Source organism: Bacteroides fragilis NCTC 9343 (assembly GCF_000025985.1).
Taxonomy (GTDB): domain Bacteria; phylum Bacteroidota; class Bacteroidia; order Bacteroidales; family Bacteroidaceae; genus Bacteroides; species Bacteroides fragilis.
Map to the genome: position 1 here is coordinate 81,619 of NC_003228.3, position 18,463 is coordinate 100,081.

Annotated in this window: 15 protein-coding genes; 6 read left to right on the forward strand and 9 right to left on the reverse strand. The window is 49.3% G+C overall.

Annotated features, from left to right (window positions below):
- Positions 1-57: 57 nt before the first annotated feature.
- The 3 genes from kduI (at position 58) to BF9343_RS00375 (ending at position 3,029) form a co-directional block, all read left to right on the forward strand.
- Positions 58-900 carry a 5-dehydro-4-deoxy-D-glucuronate isomerase gene (kduI, locus tag BF9343_RS00365; protein WP_005797024.1) on the forward strand — a complete coding sequence of 281 codons (843 nt, stop codon included), beginning with the start codon at positions 58-60 and terminating at the stop codon, positions 898-900.
- A 66-nt stretch (positions 901-966) separates the two neighbouring features.
- A complete protein-coding gene (locus BF9343_RS00370; RefSeq protein ID WP_005783664.1) occupies positions 967-1,758 on the forward strand; it encodes a gluconate 5-dehydrogenase in 792 nt (263 codons plus the stop codon).
- Positions 1,759-1,784: 26 nt separating this feature from the next.
- The gene (locus tag BF9343_RS00375; protein ID WP_010991895.1) at positions 1,785-3,029 is read left to right on the forward strand and encodes a DUF4861 domain-containing protein; all 1,245 of its coding nucleotides are present in this window, start codon (positions 1,785-1,787) and stop codon (positions 3,027-3,029) included.
- 33 nt (positions 3,030-3,062) lie between these two features.
- Here the strand turns inward: BF9343_RS00375 and queG are convergent, their stop codons facing one another.
- From queG to BF9343_RS00390, 3 genes are read right to left on the reverse strand one after another with little or no spacing between them, the layout of a single operon-like run.
- Positions 3,063-3,992, reverse strand: coding sequence for a tRNA epoxyqueuosine(34) reductase QueG (queG, locus tag BF9343_RS00380; protein WP_010991896.1), 930 nt, complete (start codon positions 3,990-3,992; stop codon positions 3,063-3,065).
- On the reverse strand, positions 3,992-4,606 hold the full coding sequence (locus BF9343_RS00385; RefSeq protein ID WP_005783668.1) for a polysaccharide deacetylase family protein: 615 nt from the start codon (positions 4,604-4,606) through the stop codon (positions 3,992-3,994). Before BF9343_RS00385 ends, queG begins: the two co-directional genes overlap by 1 nt.
- 16 nt (positions 4,607-4,622) lie before the next feature.
- Positions 4,623-7,982, reverse strand: a complete 3,360-nt coding sequence (locus BF9343_RS00390; protein ID WP_010991897.1) for a glycosyltransferase family 117 protein — start codon at positions 7,980-7,982, stop codon at positions 4,623-4,625.
- Positions 7,983-8,477: 495 nt separating this feature from the next.
- Here BF9343_RS00390 and BF9343_RS00395 point away from each other — a divergent pair, with 495 nt between their 5' ends.
- The 3 genes from BF9343_RS00395 to BF9343_RS00405 all read left to right on the forward strand — a co-directional run bounded on the left by BF9343_RS00395 (position 8,478) and on the right by BF9343_RS00405 (position 13,003).
- On the forward strand, positions 8,478-10,070 hold the full coding sequence (locus tag BF9343_RS00395) for a hypothetical protein (protein WP_010991898.1): 1,593 nt from the start codon (positions 8,478-8,480) through the stop codon (positions 10,068-10,070).
- Between the two features lie 529 nt (positions 10,071-10,599).
- Positions 10,600-12,216: a fimbrillin family protein gene (locus tag BF9343_RS00400; RefSeq protein ID WP_010991899.1), complete on the forward strand. Its 1,617-nt coding sequence runs from the start codon at positions 10,600-10,602 to the stop codon at positions 12,214-12,216.
- 28 nt (positions 12,217-12,244) lie between these two features.
- The gene (locus BF9343_RS00405) at positions 12,245-13,003 is read left to right on the forward strand and encodes a DNA-binding domain-containing protein (protein ID WP_010991900.1); all 759 of its coding nucleotides are present in this window, start codon (positions 12,245-12,247) and stop codon (positions 13,001-13,003) included.
- Between the two features lie 172 nt (positions 13,004-13,175).
- Here BF9343_RS00405 and BF9343_RS00410 read toward each other — a convergent pair whose 3' ends face one another.
- From BF9343_RS00410 to purD, 6 genes are read right to left on the reverse strand one after another with little or no spacing between them, the layout of a single operon-like run.
- Complete coding sequence (locus tag BF9343_RS00410; protein WP_005797003.1) at positions 13,176-13,985, reverse strand: metal ABC transporter ATP-binding protein; 810 nt, start codon at positions 13,983-13,985, stop codon at positions 13,176-13,178.
- Between the two features lie 20 nt (positions 13,986-14,005).
- Positions 14,006-14,932: a metal ABC transporter solute-binding protein, Zn/Mn family gene (locus tag BF9343_RS00415; RefSeq protein ID WP_164088326.1), complete on the reverse strand. Its 927-nt coding sequence runs from the start codon at positions 14,930-14,932 to the stop codon at positions 14,006-14,008.
- Positions 14,933-14,943: 11 nt separating this feature from the next.
- The gene (gene mnmD, locus BF9343_RS00420; protein WP_010991902.1) at positions 14,944-15,720 is read right to left on the reverse strand and encodes a tRNA (5-methylaminomethyl-2-thiouridine)(34)-methyltransferase MnmD; all 777 of its coding nucleotides are present in this window, start codon (positions 15,718-15,720) and stop codon (positions 14,944-14,946) included.
- An 8-nt stretch (positions 15,721-15,728) separates the two neighbouring features.
- Positions 15,729-16,205: a YqaA family protein gene (locus tag BF9343_RS00425; RefSeq protein WP_005783683.1), complete on the reverse strand. Its 477-nt coding sequence runs from the start codon at positions 16,203-16,205 to the stop codon at positions 15,729-15,731.
- Positions 16,190-17,182, reverse strand: coding sequence for a hypothetical protein (locus BF9343_RS00430; RefSeq protein WP_010991903.1), 993 nt, complete (start codon positions 17,180-17,182; stop codon positions 16,190-16,192). Before BF9343_RS00430 ends, BF9343_RS00425 begins: the two co-directional genes overlap by 16 nt.
- Positions 17,182-18,456 (reverse strand): phosphoribosylamine--glycine ligase, encoded by a 1,275-nt coding sequence (purD, locus tag BF9343_RS00435; RefSeq protein ID WP_005796998.1) that lies wholly within the window; start codon positions 18,454-18,456, stop codon positions 17,182-17,184. The genes BF9343_RS00430 and purD overlap by 1 nt, the downstream gene beginning before the upstream one ends.
- Between the last annotated feature and the right edge of the window lie 7 nt (positions 18,457-18,463).

Sequence of the window (18,463 nt, forward strand, 5' to 3'; positions counted from 1 at the left end):
TGTGCGTAAACGGAGTTTATCTGAGCGACACCTAATGTAAACTTATAAATAAGAAATATGAAAACAAACTATGAGATTCGCTATGCTGCCCATCCGGAAGATGCAAGAAGCTACGACACCAAGAGAATTAGAAGAGATTTTCTGATAGAAAAGGTTTTTTCAGCCGATGAAGTAAACATGGTATATTCCATGTACGACCGTATGGTGGTAGGTGGGGCCATGCCGGTAAAGGAAGTGTTGAAATTGGAAGCTATCGATCCTTTGAAAGCTCCTTATTTTCTGACCCGTCGTGAAATGGGTATTTTCAATGTCGGGGGGCCCGGTGTCGTGAGGGCGGGGGATGCGATATTTCAGTTAGATTATAAAGAGGCACTTTATCTGGGGGCAGGTGACCGGGACGTTACCTTTGAGAGTACGGATGCTGCACATCCCGCTAAATTTTATTTTAATTCACTGGCCGCTCATCGCAATTATCCCGATAAAAAGGTGACTAAAGCCGATGCTGTAGTTGCTGAAATGGGAACGTTGGAAGGTTCGAATCATCGTAATATCAACAAGATGCTGGTAAATCAGGTGTTGCCCACCTGTCAGTTGCAGATGGGGATGACCGAACTGGCTCCGGGAAGTGTGTGGAATACGATGCCTGCACATGTCCATAGCCGTCGTATGGAGGCTTATTTCTATTTTGAAGTACCGGAAGAGCATGCTGTGTGCCACTTTATGGGTGAGGTTGACGAAACCCGTCATGTGTGGATGAAGGGCGATCAGGCAGTCTTGTCACCGGAGTGGTCTATCCATTCGGCTGCGGCAACTCACAATTATACTTTTATCTGGGGTATGGGAGGTGAGAATCTTGATTATGGTGATCAGGACTTTTCATTAATTACGGACTTGAAATAAACTGTCCGGTGTGGAAGTTCCTTTTAGGAAATGAAAGTGAGATAAGTTTTTAAAAACATTATAAGTATGGTAAACTTTTCATTAGAGGGCAAAGTGGCATGGGTCACAGGTGCATCTTACGGCATTGGCTTTGCCTTGGCTACTGCTTTCTCGGAGGCAGGAGCGAAGATCGTATTTAATGACATCAGCCGGGAGCTGGTTGATAAAGGCTTGGCCGCATACAAAGAATTGGGAATCGAGGCCAGGGGATATGTGTGTGACGTTACCAGCGAAGAGCAGGTGAATGCTTTGGTTGCACAGATCGAGAAAGAAGTGGGAGTGGTTGACATTTTGGTGAATAATGCGGGTATCATCAAGCGTATACCGATGTGTGAGATGACGGCAGAGCAATTCCGTCAGGTGATCGACGTAGATCTGAATGCTCCGTTTATCGTGTCGAAGGCTGTTATCCCTTCGATGATTAAGAAAGGGCATGGAAAAATCATCAATATCTGTTCGATGATGAGTGAACTGGGACGTGAGACTGTATCTGCCTACGCTGCTGCCAAGGGTGGGTTGAAGATGCTCACACGCAACATTGCATCCGAATATGGAGAATTCAACATTCAGTGTAATGGCATAGGCCCGGGGTATATCGCTACACCTCAGACAGCACCTTTGCGTGAAGTGCAGTCGGACGGTTCGCGCCATCCGTTTGATTCATTCATAATATCCAAGACTCCCGCTGCCCGGTGGGGAACACCGGAGGATCTGATGGGGCCGGCTGTCTTTTTGGCTTCGGATGCTTCGAATTTTGTGAACGGTCATGTACTTTATGTAGATGGCGGTATTTTGGCTTATATCGGTAAACAACCTTAATGAATCTGATCAATACAATTGAATCAATGAAGAAAGTTTTTCTTTTTGTCGCAGCCGTTTTGTTGTGCCTGGCTTGTAACGAAGCGGGCAGAACAGTATCTGTCACGGTGTCCAATGCCACCTCACTGGAACGAAGCGGCGAGATGGTAGAAGTTTCCATGGGTGAGGTTTCCTCTAAATTGCATTTACCCGATACGGCACAGATAGTAGTGGTAGATGCCGAAGGACAGCAAGTACCCTATCAAATAACTTCTGACGAGAAAGTGATATTTCCGGTCACTGTGCAAGCGAATGGCTCAGCCGTTTATACGATAAAAGTGGGTATTCCTCAAGAGTGCCCGGTGAAGGCTTGTGGAAGATATTATCCCGAACGGGTGGATGACGTGGCTTGGGAGAACGATCTGACGGCCTTTCGTGCTTATGGGCCTGCTTTGCAGGAAACCGGAGAGCGTGCTTTCGGATATGATATCTGGACGAAGTATAATACTACTGAGCCGGTGGTGGAAGCTCGTTATGAAGGCGAACTGAATCCGGATATGAAAGCTAAAATAGCCGAACTTGGAAAGACGGACCCCAAAGCCGCGCAGGAACTTTACCGCTCTGTCTCTTATCATGTGGACCATGGCAACGGGCTGGATTGTTATAAGGTCGGCCCTACGTTGGGGGGAGGTACGACTGCATTGATGGCAGGGGATACAATCGTTTATCCGTATTGTTACGCTACCCAGGAGATACTGGATAACGGTCCGTTGCGTTTTACTGTGAAACTGGTATACAATCCATTGGTCGTAAAAGGAGATTCTACTATTATCGAGACACGGATCATTACATTGGATGCGGGTTCATATTGCAATAAAACAGTTGTCTCTTATACGAACCTGAAGGAGACGATGCCTTTAGCCGTCGGTATTGTATTGCACGAACCCGATGGGGCCATTGTTGCAGATGCGGCAAACGGATACATGACTTATGTGGATCCGACGGATAATGCCGGTGGTGACAATGGTAAGATCTTTGTCGGTGCTGCGTTTCCTACTTTGGTGAAGGAGGCAAAAGCAGTTCTCTTCCCGGAGAAAGAAAAGAAGGAACTGCGTGGAGGTGCCGACGGGCATGTGCTGGCAATCAGTGAGTACGAACCGGGAGCGGACTTTACTTACTACTGGGGGGCTGCCTGGAGCAAAGCCGACATAAAAGATAGCGCTGCCTGGAATGCGTATATGGCCGATTTTGCACAGAAGGTTCGCAATCCGCTGACGGTTACAGTGAAATAAGAGTGCTGCCGGAAGCTGCTTATAGCCCGTTTCTTAGTCTTCCATTTGTCTTATATTCCTTATCAGCCCGCTATATTTGGCCCTCTTCACGGCACTGCCTTTGAAGAGGGCTCTGTATTTCTCTTCGCTCAGTTGCTTCCAGTCTTCTTTCTTCATGTTCATGAACTCCGGTGAGGGTTGCAGTTCCGGTGTCCGGCAGGGAGTGGCAAACCGGTTCCAGGGACAAGCTTTCTGACATTCGTCACACCCATACACACGGTTTCCCATAAAGGGGGCGATAGAGTCCGGAATTTCGCTTTTATTCTCGATGGTGAGGTATGAAAGGCAACGGTGTGCATTCAGGCTGTATGGCGTCTCTAAAGCTTTTGTAGGGCATGCTTGCAGGCAACGGTTACATCGGCCGCAGCGATTGGGTTGAGGCCGGTCGTATGTATCGGCTTCCGTATTCAGAAAAAGCTCGCCTAAGAAGAAAGTGGAACCGGCATGGGGAATGATCAGTTGGGTGTTCTTTCCGATCCACCCGAGGCCGGCACGCCAGGCCCAATAACGTTCCGGTACGGGCGCGGTGTCACAGAACATGCGTCCGTTCAGCTCCGGTACGTCTGATTCTTGTATAAAGCGGAACAGGGTAGCCAGTTTTTCACGCATGAGATCGTGATAGTCCTTCCCGTAAGCGTACCACGCGAATTGATATTCCTCGTCAGGTATACGGGTGGCGGGGTAATAGTTCAGTGCTACGGAAACCACGCAACGAGTGCCTTCGACCAGCAAAGCCGGGTCGCAGCGTTTGTCGAAATGATTCGCCATATAAGTCATTCCGGCTTGCCGGTCCGCATCCAGCCACATTTTCAAAGCATTCTGATGGGCTTGATCGATTGGCTCGGCCGGGGCTATGCCGCAAGCAGAAAAGCCGAGGCGCAAGGCTTCGGCTTTCAGGGCTTTACTGTTTATCTTCGTTTCCATTATAGTAACCTAAACTCGTATCCTTCTTCTTTCAGGAAGTCGATGGCACGGGGAAGCGCATATTGCAGGTTTCCGTTGTTCCAGGACTTCAGCGAATCATGGAAGGTTATGATAGACCCGTTGCGGGCATATCTCATCACATTGGCCAGCACTTGGGGCGGACGCAGCTTCTTACTGTAGTCTCGTGTGACAAGATCCCACATGATGATTTTATAGTGACGCTTCAACGTCATATATTGCATCCAGCGCATATGTCCGTGGGGTGGACGGAACAGATCCGTTTTCATCATCTCGTTGGCCTTGTCCGTGTTGGCCAGATAGTTTGACGACAGATACTCGAATCCGCGGATATGGTTGAACGTATGGTTGCCGATGCGGTGTCCGCGCTCTACTACCATACGGAACACATCCGGGTGCTTACGGATGTTGTCGCCTACCATGAAAAAGGTTGCCTTGATGTTGTGTTTGTCCAGCAGTTCCAGTACCCAAGGCGTCACTTCCGGGATGGGACCATCGTCAAAGGTCAGGTAAACAGCCTTTTCGTCAGGGTCCATCCGGAAGATGGCGTCGGGATAGATTGCGCGGAAAAACCAAGGCGGTTGCTCTATAAACATCTCCTTCGGTTACAGATTACTGGTGGGCTTTCATGCGTCCCACGTATATGTTATATAGTTCGTTCACCTTCGGGGTATAGTTACCGGCGAGTTTCGACTTATATTTCTCCATCATTTTGGCTTCCATATCCAGTGCGCTGAGGTGCATGATAAATTCACGCTGCGACATGAGCAGATGATTGTCGTCCAGGCTGAGGTACCAGGTGAGGTATTCTACAGACTTGTTTGCCAGTTCATCGATAATCTGGTCGGCTTTCGTATTGTTTCCCAACTGGTAGTAAGCTTCTGCCATTTCGAGTGCTCCGTTCTGTACATCGTAGGGCACGTTGAAAGCCGGAATCATCTTTTCGGCGTATTCCAGTGCTGCCAGCGCTTTGTCCTTTTTGCCTTCTTTCATCAGCTGGGTGATCAGTTGGGCAAAGATGCGGCGATGGGTGTAGCACATGCGCATCGTATTCTCGTCGATGTAGATGCCGGGTTTGTCGATGCCTCCGAACTTGAACTTGTTCATCAGGTTGTCATACATCTTTTCACTGTCGATGGTGGCTCCGAGAGCTTCCGTATCGAACGGTGTGAAGCGGTATGTCAGACCCTCCTGAATGAAATGCTCGCGCATGTTCAGCTGATTGTCCGTACCGACGGTGATGGCCATGTAAATGGGGCGTTCCCAGTTGGCATTGGCCAGCATTTCGAGCATCATCAACTCGCTCTTGTAGAGAGCCCGTTTCGGGTTACCCTTTTCGTCTTTGAGCGATATGTGCATGTAGTCGGGGATGGAGTCACCCAATGCCTCCGGAATCATCATACCCGAACGGCGAACGGCTTCTTTGTCGATTTTGACAACGATGCTGTCGGTCGGTATCACTGCTTGTCCGTCTTTGGTGCGTACCCAATATTTCAGGATGTTCTTCAGCTCGTAAGGATTATCGCCGAACTGGGCACGGATATTGTTCAGTGCTTCCGGATTCTTGCCGTTCAGCACCTCTTCTTCGGCGGCTTTGTAGGCTTTGTCGATCTGCTTCTTGAAATCCGGACGGATGGGGACGTATTCGTTTTGACCTTCCATGTATTCCGTTCTGTCCCAAGTGATGGGCAGTGCCGGAGAGTCGTAGGCCGGACGTTTCATCTGGTCGATGTACCAGTCGGTCTGGAGGTAGCTCAGGTTACAGGTACGTGCGTCGGTGCGGAAGCCTTCGGTTTCTTGGTTGTACCACAACGGGAAGGTATCGTTATCACCGTTGGTATAGATGATCGGGTTGCCGCTTTCCTGAAGTGACATCAGGTAGTTCTGTCCGAAGTCGCGTGCCACGTAGCGTCCGCTGCGGTCGTGGTCGTCCCAGGTCTGGCTCGCCATCTGTATGGGTACGAGCAGGCAGACTGCCGACGTGAGGGCTGCTGCGGGGACTTCCTTCATGTAGTTGCGCAGCAGGTGTACGATGCCCGCCACACCCATGCCGATCCAGATGGCAAAGGCATAGAAGGAACCGGCGTAGGCATAGTCACGTTCGCGCGGCTGTCCGGGTGTCTGGTTGAGGTAAAGCACAATGGCGATACCGGTCATGAAGAACAGGAAGAATACCACCCAGAACTGCTGGATACCTTTCTGACCGCGCCATGCCTGCCAGAAGAGTCCGATGATTCCCAGTATGAGGGGGAGACAATAGAAAACGTTGTGTCCCTTGTTGTCTTTCAGTTCTTGCGGGAGCATGTTCTGGTCGCCATACAGAAGGTTGTCGATGAACGGTATGCCGGTGATCCAGTTGCCGTGTTCTATTTCGCCGCTGCTTTGGATGTCGTTCTGCCGTCCGGCAAAGTTCCACATGAAGTAGCGCCAGTACATGAAGTTGAGCTGGTAGGAGAAGAAGAACTTGATGTTGTCCCACTGGGTTGGCATGTTCACCATCAGCATCTCTCCGCATTGATCGTAGGGCACGTCGTAGCCGGTGATATCTTGCCAGGACTTATAGTAGGCGGTGTGTGCCGAGCTGTACATGCGGGGGAAGAGCATGTTTTGCGCGTATTCATATTCCACACGTCCCGGCAGTTCAACGTAAGAGTCTTTTTCGTCGGGTGAGGTTTTCTCTTTACGGACGTATTTGGTGTCTGTACTTTTCTGGCGGGGTACGCAATAGCCGTCTTCCACATCGAGGGCCACTTTCGAGGAGTAGGCCGGTCCGTAGAACAGCGGACGGGTTCCGTACTGTTCGCGTCCCAGATACTCACCCAGCGTGAAGATGTCTTCCGGGGAGTTCTGATCCATCGGTGTATTGGCTACCGAGCGGATCACGATCAGGGCATACGAGGAGTATCCCACCATGATCATCATCGTACAGAGCAGGGCGGTGTTCATGGTACGGGCCGACATGCGTATCTTTTCGTTCAGCTTTGACGCGAAGAGGTAGGCCGCCAGTACTCCCAGCACCAGGATACCGATGATGACAGCACTTGCTCCGTGCCCGTAGAAGGGGATACCGAGCATGGCGATGGTCAGCAGAAAAGAGAGGTTCATGCGGGTGCGGCTCTTCTCGTTGTAGCTTTCGTATATACCCCAGATGATGGCGGCTGCCAGCAGGGCTACATAAACGATGACACCGGTGTTGAACGGCATGCCCAGTGAGTTGACGAACAGCAGTTCGAACCAGCCGCCTACTTTTACGACACCGGGAACAATACCATAAAGTACGGCTGCCACCAATACCATGGAGCCGGCCAGTGCCAGCAGAGATCCTTTGGCGTTGGCGCCCGGCACTTTCTTGTAGTAGTATACCAGTACGATGGCCGGCAGACAGAGCAGGTTGAGCAGGTGCACACCGATGCTGAGCCCGGTCAGATAGGCGATCAGGATGATCCAGCGGTCGCTATGCGGCTGGTCGGCTACGTCTTCCCATTTCAATATCAGCCAGAAAACGATGGCCGTAAACATGGAAGAGTAGGCGTATACTTCGCCTTCTACGGCCGAAAACCAGAATGTATCGCTGAATGTATAGGCCAATGCGCCTACCAGTCCCGATCCCATGACGGTGATCAGTTGTCCGCGGGTGATGTTCGTTTCGTCTGTGATGACGAGTTTACGAACCAGGTGCGTGATGCTCCAGAAAAGGAACAGGATGCAGGCACCGCTCATCAGCGCACTCATGTAGTTCACCATTTTGGCTACCAGTGCCGGATCGCTGACGAATTGTGTGAAAAGGTTGGCGGTGAGCATAAAGAAGGGTGCTCCGGGGGGATGGCCTACTTCCAGTTTATAGGCGGTGGTGATGAATTCCGGGCAGTCCCAGAAACTGGCTGTGGGCTCTATCGTCATGCAATAGACGGTTGCGGCGATCAGGAAAGTGATCCAACCCACGAGGTTGTTTACGGTTTTGTACTGTTTCATTCAGACTATAGTTAGTTACATATTATCATGATACACGGGCGCAAAGATAATGATTTACGTGAAGATAGCCGTAGAAAGTGTAGAGTTTTAGGAGTTTGGAGGGGAGAATTAAGAAACGGTAACGGTTGGTCTTGAATTAATAATAAGAATAGTTGAAGAAGAATTATTGTATGGGAGAGCAAAGATCATGTTTCAAAAGACGTTCGTCTGATGCAACAAAGATAAGACGCTTTTTTCATCTGTGCAAATATTTCTACATTGTTTTAATTATCAGTCATTTATATCTTCCTTTGGCCTTCAGTGAGCAGAGCCAAAACCGTGTTTCAAAAAAGGAACGTCTTTTGAAACACAAGGGTCGTTCTATCTATCTAATTTACACAAACTTACCGCAAAATAAAAGCTGTATTCACAGCCTGCCATAGCCGGCCTGTCCATTCTTAATGGGAAGGCCTTGCTGAGTATGATCTATTTTATTCATTTTTAAACATTTGAGTTATGAATACGAAGACAAAACTTCTGTATGTAGGCTTTCGTGCGTTAAGCACATGCTGTCTGTACGCGGCTTTTTTAATGATAACATCGTGTGGCGACAATGTTGTGAACCCCGACAGCCCGGAACCGGACGGAGAGGATATGATTCCTGTTACGATCAGCCGGGTTGAGGATGGCAGCTATATGGAAAGTCATGTTGATACTCCCGACACAACCGGGGGAAGAACGCTTGTAGACGAATGGGTGCCGGTGAAAGAGCCACCCGCCAGCAGGGCCATACCCGCTGCCGTGCCTTACGAGGGGCCTTCAGCGGTACGGATGACGCTCCGCGAAGAGCCACAAGTCACTACCCGGGCCTCTACATTGGGCAACGACATTTATTTCCGGTTGATCGCTTTCCGTAAAGTAGGCAGCAATTACGTATTCCAGTCGGCTGCGGATTTTACGACGAACGGGGCTTCCGCTCCCACACTCAGGCTAGGAAATCTGCTCACCAGAGCAGGAACTGTCCGTGTGATCGGATACTCGTTCAATAGTACGGCAGGGATGGGAACGATCCCTTCATCCTATACTTATAACAGTACTTCCGTCACTATCCCGAATATGAACAGTGACTTTATGGTCTATGACTCGGGGGACATAGCGAATGTGAGCACAATCAGCCACAACCTGTCGGTTAGTTTCACGCAAAAACTCTGCAAGCTGACGGTTAAACTATCCTTGTCGCAGTTTGGGAGCAACACGTTTACCAACTGTACGGGGGTATATGTTTCTCAGGGCGGCAATACGTCTGCCTGGACGATAGGTCCCTCTACAAATAATGTAAGTGCCAATACCGGAAATACACCTACATTCAATATAGCCAATAATTCGACTGCCACTGTACGGTTAGTCCCTTTTTCGGGTTCCCGGGCAATCACGGTACATATCGGTACGTTGAAACTTAGTAATTACTTCAATGCGAATAACCGGAATATCACCTCAAGCCAGAATGTACAGTTGCTGCCGGGAAAGAGTTATACCATTACACTGAAGTTTGAGTTAGGGGTACAATTGGCGGCAAGCGACATTAACCTGACACAAAACGGATGTACGGCAAGTGATAAAAATTATTTGGCGAAGTTAAGATGGGCCACAGGAAATTTGAAGAGTACCGGAAATACGAATTACGTATGGACTTCTTCAACAGATAGAGGTTATTATTATACATTTTATAGCACTTATACAGGGAACAAAACAACCAATAACACAGATCCATGTTCTAAATTGAATACTGCGTACTATGGTACAGGGTGGCGTACTCCATCTGAAAATGACTACATTTCATTATCCCGATGTACAGATAAGGTGTTGACAAATGGTGGCATGTGGTTTATGAATAAAAGTATTGGTGTTTTTCTATTAGCTTCTGGAGGAATTGGTTGGGGTGGAAGTAGTTCGACTGGTGATCCTACTAGTGATGGGGGTACAGGAGGACAGTATTGGAGTTCGACATATAATAAAAACGATGCTAAACGCTTGGTCTTTGCTAATGGTTCAGCAGGAATAGGCCTTGATTATTTGGCATCCGGGCTGGCAGTTCGTTGTGTTAAATAATTAATTGTTATTCATGACCAAGATCTTCAAAGGTATATAAATTACGGATTGATTAGGTCTTTTGAATAATAAAAGCCACTAAATAAAGACTTTTGTACAACACGCACATAATTAGATTATTGGACAATTTTTGAGAAGAAGTGGAGATCAATTTATGAACCACCCTTTTATGGACCAAGAAGGTTGACTAAGATGCAAATTTAACTTTGGAGAATGATGTTTCAAAAGACGTACGTCTGATGCAACAAAGATAGGTCGCTTTTTTCGTCTGTGCAAATCTTTTTACATCATTTTAATTATCAGCCATTTATCTATCCTCCTTGCATCCAGTGCGGAGAGTAAAAATGATGTTTCAAAAGACGTACGTTTTTTGAAACACCATTGTGTATTCAAGACCGTCATATCTGATTGTAATACACAAACTTACGCATAATAAAAGTTGTATCAAACAGTCTTTCCGGACTTATACGAAGATGTATAGGTCCGCAATGCATCTTTGATACGATTATTCACTTTAATATCTTAGTATATGAATAGAACTTTTATTATGCGAGAATGTCTCGGTAAAGCCTTATGGCTGTGTTTTTGCCTTTCGATAGCAGGATGTGCCGAAGATGACAGAATGACTCCCCTGTCTGCTGACAGCGGGAATACTGCCGACGAGTTAATTCCTATCCATATCAGTCTGACAGGTGACAACGACTATCATTCTTCCTCTTTTAACGACGCTTCGACCCGTAGCCACTCTCCCCTGATCGCCGAATGGGTGGGAGTAAAAGCTTTCTCCCCTACACGCACAGGAGAGCAACCGGACTACGAAGGTCCCCGGATAGCCTCGATGGAACTGACGGAAGATACCCTGCCCCGTGTAAGTACCCGTGCAACAGTGCCTGTGGGAGTCTATTTCCGGCTGATTGTTTTCCGGAAGTCCGGAAATAACTATGTCTTCCAGTCGGCTGCCGATTACGCCTCCAATGGTACGGGCACTCCTGTACTCAAACAAGGGAAATTGCTGACACGCTCCGGAACGATACGTGTGGTGGGCTACTCCTTTAATACCACTGCCGACTTGGGAACTATACCCGCATCATATACTTACAACAGCAGTACAGTGTCTATCCCTGACATGACCAAGGACTTCATGACCTTCGATTCCGGAGATATAACAAATGTAAATAGCCTGAGCCACAATCTTCTTCCGGTGAGTTTCAGCCAGAAGCTATGTAAATTGACGATTACCATCAGTCCTACCGGATTTCCAAGCAATACGATCACCAATTGCACGGGTGTATACGTAAAGCAAGGTGGAAATTCCACATCATGGAAGATCGGTCCTTCGACCAATGTGGTAGCCGCCAACACGAATAATACGGCGGCATTCAGTCCGAGCACGGCCCTGAGTACAACCATACGCATGGTTCCGTTTGCAGGGGCCAGAACGATTACAGTGCATTTCAATACGCTGACAATAAGCGGACGGACCATTCCCAATAATACGGAAATCACCTCCACCCAAAGCATACAGTTGAAAGAGGGAAAAAGCTATACGATGAAAATACAGTTTAAGAAAACCATCGGAATTAATGTACCCTCCGGAAGTATCAATTTAACTACAAATGGTTGTTCCTCAGCCGATAAGACAGCGTTAGCCAAGCTGATCTGGGCAGACGGGAATCTGAAAAGCACCGGATCTGCTAATTATGTGTGGGGGACTTATTCAGAATATGGATATTATTACACATGGAAAAGTACATATACGGGAAATACATCACTCAATAATACCGATCCTTGCCCAAAACTTAAAAGTGATTACGGAACGGGGTGGCGTACCCCTTCAAAAGATGAAATGGACAAGTTATCCAGATGTACGAATAAAGCTGTTGTAACCAACGGAGGTAATAAGGGATTTTGGTTTATGAACTCAACAATAGGACTTTTCTTACCATTTGGTGGATCTCACGGTGGCGCTACAGGAAGTAAGACAACTCCTCCAGGCAATGCCGGTTCAGAAGGAGCTTACTGGTGCCTTGATGCTAATGGTTCAACATATGGTTATCTACTATATTTTACTACTGGTGGTGAATCCCGAACAGGCCACTATCCAAAGACTAATGGACAATCTGTCCGTTGCGTGAAAAACAAATAATAATATTCACTTTTAAACTTAACAAATCATGAAAACCGAACTTAAAGGCTGGCTTGCGGACAATACCGTGACCACCGACAACAAAGAAGACAAAATCTTGGTATTAGAAAGCGCCGGAAACCTGACACTATCCGATGTACTGGATGAAATGAAGAAAGAAGATACCGGCTTGCGGGCAGAGACTTTAAAGCATGCCGTCGACCTCTTTCAGCGTACGGTATCGGAATTGGTACTGAACGGATACTCTGTCAATACGGGGCTTTTTCGTGCCGTACCACAGTTTCGCGGTGTTATAGACGGTGGAGTATGGAATCCTGAGAGAAATTCTATCTATGTTTCTTTCAATCAAGATAAGGATTTACGTGAAACTATCGCACGGACCGGCGTGAAAATTCTGGGAGCCAAAGGTGACCCGGCCTACTTCATCGGCGGTGAAGACGCTGCTACCCGAGCTACGGATGGTAGTGCAACTGCCGGACGTAACTATCGTCTGCAAGGAAAGAATATTAAAGTAACTGGTACAGACTCTGCAGTGGGTATCGTATTGATTGATGAGAAAGGTACGGAAACAAAGTTGCCGATGGATATGATCGCCGTAAACAACCCTTCGGAAGTATTGGTGCTACTTCCTGCGGACTTAAAAGACGGAGTCTATGAATTACGACTGACTACCCAGTTTTCAACCGGTAATAAGTTGCTGAAAGTACCTCGTACAGTGATACGTAGCCTGGTTATTGGTCTTCCTTCGGGAGGGGATGGTGATATTGTAGATGATCCTACAGCCTGATTCTTGGGAAAGAGGTTTTCCTTACTCGGGGAAACCTTGCTTCCCGGTGGAGGGAAACTATCGTTCCTTGGCTTAGGAAAGAGGATTGTGCAAAAACTCCGCCCTGCATCACTTCACATAAAAGATGAAGCAATGCAGGGCGGAGTTTTTCTATGGAATAAGGCGTCCTTTGTCAGGCTTTGCCATCCTCGTGGCAATGACAATGCTCGCCCAGCACCCGGTGAGGCAGTGTGCCGTGTCCCAGCAGCTCGATCGGGCAGTTGAAGTTCCGTTCCAGCCATTCGGTGTTGACGCTTGCGGCCGGGTGATAGTCCAGTGTTTCGTTCACGCAGGCGATGTTCTTTACCTGTTGCAGCACCGTCCCGATGTCATGGCTGACGAGGATGATGGCGCAGTCGCGGTTGATCTCCGCCAGCAGCTGGTAGAGGCGGGCTTCGAAGCGCTTGTCGATGTAGGTGCTCGGCTCGTCGAGAATAAGCAGTTGCGGGTCGCTGATAATGGCTCGTCCCAGCAGGGCGCGTTGCAGTTGTCCGCCGCTCAGCTGTCCGATGGCCCGGTGTTCAAGTCCCTCGAGTCCCATGCGGTGGATCACTTGTCGGGCTTTCTCGCGGTGACGGTCATTGAAACGGCCGGTCAGCGACTTCTTGGAGCTGAGTCCCGAGAGGACTACCTCGAGAACCGAGATGGGGAAGGAGCGGTCGATCGAGTTGTACTGCGGGAGATAGCCCGTCGTGAGTGGTTCGTGATATTTGATGATTTCTCCTCCTGTGGGGCGAAGCAGTCCCAGAATGCATTTGATAAGAGTTGTCTTGCCTCCGCCGTTGGGCCCGATGATGCCGAGGAAATCGTGCTCGTAGACCTCCAGATCGACATCGTGGAGCACCGTGCGTCCGTCATAGGCGGCGGAGAGTCCTCTGATGGAGAGGAGGGGGGAGGAAGTCGCTGCTTCCGTATGCTTGTGGGGTTTTCTTTCTTTATCCATGAATTGCTTGAGGTTGGTTATTAGTATCCGGGTTCACCACGGAGGCTTCTTGCCACATTCAGCATCTCTTCTTCCCAGTCGTACGAAAGGGGATTGATGGAGATCACCTGGGTGCCGGTCTGCTTCGCGATGATTTCGGCGTTTCGGCGGTCAAATTCCGGTTGGACGAAAATGACGCGTACCCCTTCCTTTTTACAGAGATCCATCAGCCCTTTCAGGTGGGCGGGCGACGGCTCTTTGCCTCCCTCTTCGATACTGATCTGATGCAGTCCGTAGTCGCGGGCGAAGTAGGAGAGTGCCGGATGGTAGATGATGAAGGCACGGTCGGCGCCGGGCACCGACAACGTTTGCCGGATCAGGCTGTCTGTCTGCTCGATGCGTTGGCAGAGCGAGTCATAGCGAGCCTTGTAGTATGCTTCGTTCCCTTTGTCGAGTACGGTGAGCGCCTTGAATGTATTTCCGGCTATGATCAACGCGTTGGCGGTGGAGTTCCAGATGTGCGGCTCCACACCTCCTTCATGGCGGTGGTCGCCGTGATCGAAGGCGGACTCAAAGATCAGGTCCACCCCTGTTGAGGTGTCGAACACCTGGATATGAGGAGTATTGTTCATCAACCGGTCCATCCACGAGCGTTCGAATCCGATATAGCCGATGCGCAGATATGCCTCACTTTCACCCAGCGATACCAGTTGCTGCGGGGTGGGGTCGTAAGTCTCGGGGCTGCTGCCTTTGGGCACCATGCTGCGTACGGTGAACTTATCTCCGGCAATGGCTTCGGTGAAGTACCGTTGCGGTTCCATCGTGACGGTGATGATCCGCTCTCCCGCATCGCCTTTCCCGCGGCCGGAACAGGCGGAAAGGAGCAGGAGGAAAAGGAAGAGAACAGTCTGTCCTCTCATTCCTCTCCCGGGGATATGGGTTACTATTGACTGATGTGTTCGATTCATTCTCATAATGTTTATCCTTTCTGTTTTAATGTGGGTTGCGCGTTACATTGCGTTACGGCCGGAGAGTCCTGGGATCTCTTCTTTGCCCTCAGTATCTCCCTTTTGCCTCCCGGAGGTCCGGGCAGACGTTCAACGATGAATCCTGCCGCTTGCAACATCCTTCTTACCACTCCTTTAGCGCAATAAGTGGTCAGTATTCCTTCTTCTTCCATCATAACGTACAGCTCATCGAATAGTTCTTGCGTCCACATCTCAGGTTGTTTCTCCGGTGCGAAGGCATCGAAATAAAGGAGGGAGAATAACGATGTACGGTCAGTGATCAATGATGAACGGTCCATGATTGTGAAGTCTCCCTGTATCTTCCTCAGGGTGAAATGCGGAGTGATCCGCACGTCTTCTCCCCAGGGCGATGTATGGAGGGCTTTCATCCATTGCGCGGCCTGTTCATCGCCGGTCGTTAATCGTTGTTCACCATCCCCTCCCGGTCGGTCGTTATATCTCAGTTTCTCTACCGTTTCCCATGGCAGCGGGTAAAGCTCGATGCCCGTATAATGGATCTGTCTGCCCGATCTTTCCGCTTCAATCAGTGTGAGCAATGCGTTCAGCCCCGTTCCGAAACCGATTTCAAGGATATGGGGTGCAGGAGAAGCAGAGGCTTTCAGGCCCATGTCGATAAAGATATGAGAGGACTCCGTCAGAGCCCCTTTCACGGAATGGTAGTGCTCGTTCAGCTCCGGAACGAAGAGGGTGGCACTTCCGTCGGCCGTATATTCAATGATTCTTTCCATATTCTTCTTTACATAACCAGGTTCAGGGCTTCCTGCATGGCTTTCAGCAGGATGATGTAGCGTATCAGTTTTCCGGCGAACATCGAAGCCGTGGTCAGCCATACATTGCTCCTCATATATCCGAGGGCTATGGATATCACTTCACCGATGGCGGGCAGAAAGGCGAAGAACGCCATCAAAGCGCCTTTCCCCTGAAGGAAGCGTTGCATCTTGTCTATCTTTTCCTTCTTGACCTTGAAGTATTTCTCGATCCAGTCTATCCTGCCCAAGCGCCCCATATAGTAACAGGTCATCCCTCCGGCGGTGTTCCCCAGCGAGGCGGAAATGAGGCAAAGGGTAGGATCGAGTCCCAACTTTACCAGTCCCAGCAGCACGATCTCCGAACTGAACGGGACAATACTTCCGGCCAACAGTGCCGAAATGAACAGGCCGGGATATCCCCAGTCGATAAGTATCTGTGAAACGGTTTCTATAAAAGCGTCCATATATTAAAGCAGAATAAAGCGATAAGGGTAATCATCGAACCGATAAAGAAGAGGTTGGACGATTTGCTGTTGGTCAGTACAAACAAGTGTCCCACTAATATACTGATGCCTATCAGCAACAGCGAAAGCAGATTCATGCTCAGGGCGGGTTGCAACACAATGAACAGGAAGATGCAGAAGTTGAGGAAAATAAGAAAGTGCAGATAAGCGCGTGTCCGTATCTTATCCTCATATCCTGCCACGATGCAATGTATCGAACTGACTATGTAGAGGATGAATAGATAGCCCAGCGTGACGACTTCCCATAGTTGGAAGTCACGGCCGAAGTCAATGTCCCGGAAGTCGGCCAGATGGATGAACGGTTGGTAGAAAAGCTCTATTTCGTTGTGAAAAAAGGCATGTCCCAATAAGAACCAGTAGGGGATGCTCCAACCTATTATGGAACCGCAGAAACTGCGGAACGTGAGCGACTGAAAACCGGATGCACCCATCAGCCAGATGGGGATGAAGTACGTCAGCTGAGGAAACGCCACACTGCCGGCGCTCAGCAAAGCAAACGAATGGAACAGATAACCGGCAGGACGAGGCTGCTGATAGCTTTTGAACAGGAAATAGAGCGAAATGAGAAAGGTTACAGCAGCGACGTCGCCCGCATAGAGCAGGTGCATGCCGGGGCAGGCCGTGATGAGCAGAAAGTAAAGTGAGGTTTGTACGGATGCTCTCATGCGGATGATGGCAAACGTATTGTTCAGCTCTATCAGGAAATAGCCGATACCGGCAAAGAGCAAAAAGCTGACAATGCGGTTGGCCCATGCGGGTATGTTCACGATATTCCACAGCGGGTAGGACGACTCCTTAACTTCCAGTCCGGGCAGGAGAACGGAGGTCAGCACCCAACAGGCAATACACGTAAAGATAACGATGGGCAGCGTAAATCTGCCCGCCGTTATCCGTCCTTGTAATCTTTGATTCCTCATTATAAATCGAAGCCGATGTCGCGGCGATAATTCTTGTCTTTGAAGTCAATCATGTCGGCCACTTTGTAGCATTGTGCCAGTGCGTCGGCCTTGTCGTTGCCATACGAGCAGATGGCAAGCACACGTCCGCCGGAGGTCACTGCCTGTCCGTCCTTCATGGCTGTTCCGGCATGAAACAGAATGCTGTCCGTTGCCCGGGCTGCTTCCAGTCCGTTGATGGCATATCCTTTCTGATAGGCTTCGGGGTATCCTCCGCTGACCATCATCACACAAGTGGCTGTACGCGGATCGATGACAAGCGATCGGGCGTCGAGGTTACCTTCGGCCACCCCTTCCAGCAGTTCTACCAGGTCGCTCTGTATGCGCAGCATGACACTTTCGGTTTCGGGATCACCCATACGGACATTGTATTCGATTACCATCGGTTCGCCTTTCACGTTGATCAGCCCCAGGAAGATGAATCCTTTATAGGTGATACCTTCCGCCTTTAGTCCGTTGACAGTCGGTTCGATGATGCGGGTACGTACCTTTTCCATAAACACTTCGTCGGCAAACGGAACGGGAGTCACACTGCCCATACCGCCGGTATTGAGCCCTTTGTCACCTTCGCCGATGCGTTTGTAGTCTTTGGCTACGGGCAGCACCTTATAGTGGTCGCCATCTGTCAGTACGAATACCGAACATTCGATACCGCTCAGGAACTCTTCAATGACAACGGTTGCCGAGGCATTGCCGAACATACCTCCGAGCATCTCTTTCAGTTCTTTCTTGGCTTCTTCGAGAGTCGGCAGAATCAATACTCCTTTTCCGGCACAAAGTCCGTCTGCTTTCAGCACATAAGGAGCTTCAAGTGTTTCGAGAAATGCCAGTCCTTCGTTCAGGGTATCGGCTGTCACGCTTTGGTAGCGGGCTGTCGGTATGTGGTGGCGGTGCATGAATTCTTTCGCGAACTCCTTACTGCCTTCCAGCCTGGCTCCTTCTTTCGACGGGCCGATAATGGCGATGTTTTTCAGGCAGGGGTTACTTTGGAAGTGGTCATAGATACCTTCTACCAACGGGTCTTCGGGGCCTACCACAATCATATCGATACTTTCTTCAAGAGCGAATGCCCCTAAAGCGGCGAAGTCGGTTGCTTTGATATTCACGTTTTCACCTACTTCACCGGTTCCGGCATTGCCGGGTGCAATGAACAGCTTCTCTACTTTCGGACTTTGGGCGATTTTCCATGCCAGGGCGTGTTCACGGCCGCCCGAACCTAATAGTAATATCTTCATGTCTTTT

Excerpts from the sequence above, each read along its gene's own strand:
- BF9343_RS00385 (WP_005783668.1), bottom strand. The coding sequence starts at position 4,606 with ATGTTTATAGAGCAACCGCCTTGGTTTTTCCGCGCAATCTATCCCGAC.
- mnmD (WP_010991902.1), bottom strand. The coding sequence starts at position 15,720 with ATGGAAAGAATCATTGAATATACGGCCGACGGAAGTGCCACCCTCTTC.
- BF9343_RS00410 (WP_005797003.1), bottom strand. The coding sequence starts at position 13,985 with ATGGATAAAGAAAGAAAACCCCACAAGCATACGGAAGCAGCGACTTCC.
- BF9343_RS00400 (WP_010991899.1), top strand. The coding sequence starts at position 10,600 with ATGAATAGAACTTTTATTATGCGAGAATGTCTCGGTAAAGCCTTATGG.
- BF9343_RS00375 (WP_010991895.1), top strand. The coding sequence starts at position 1,785 with ATGAAGAAAGTTTTTCTTTTTGTCGCAGCCGTTTTGTTGTGCCTGGCT.
- BF9343_RS00415 (WP_164088326.1), bottom strand. The coding sequence starts at position 14,932 with ATGAATCGAACACATCAGTCAATAGTAACCCATATCCCCGGGAGAGGA.
- BF9343_RS00395 (WP_010991898.1), top strand. The coding sequence starts at position 8,478 with ATGAATACGAAGACAAAACTTCTGTATGTAGGCTTTCGTGCGTTAAGC.
- BF9343_RS00390 (WP_010991897.1), bottom strand. The coding sequence starts at position 7,982 with ATGAAACAGTACAAAACCGTAAACAACCTCGTGGGTTGGATCACTTTC.
- purD (WP_005796998.1), bottom strand. The coding sequence starts at position 18,456 with ATGAAGATATTACTATTAGGTTCGGGCGGCCGTGAACACGCCCTGGCA.
- BF9343_RS00405 (WP_010991900.1), top strand. The coding sequence starts at position 12,245 with ATGAAAACCGAACTTAAAGGCTGGCTTGCGGACAATACCGTGACCACC.
- queG (WP_010991896.1), bottom strand. The coding sequence starts at position 3,992 with ATGGAAACGAAGATAAACAGTAAAGCCCTGAAAGCCGAAGCCTTGCGC.
- BF9343_RS00370 (WP_005783664.1), top strand. The coding sequence starts at position 967 with ATGGTAAACTTTTCATTAGAGGGCAAAGTGGCATGGGTCACAGGTGCA.
- BF9343_RS00425 (WP_005783683.1), bottom strand. The coding sequence starts at position 16,205 with ATGGACGCTTTTATAGAAACCGTTTCACAGATACTTATCGACTGGGGA.
- BF9343_RS00430 (WP_010991903.1), bottom strand. The coding sequence starts at position 17,182 with ATGAGGAATCAAAGATTACAAGGACGGATAACGGCGGGCAGATTTACG.
- kduI (WP_005797024.1), top strand. The coding sequence starts at position 58 with ATGAAAACAAACTATGAGATTCGCTATGCTGCCCATCCGGAAGATGCA.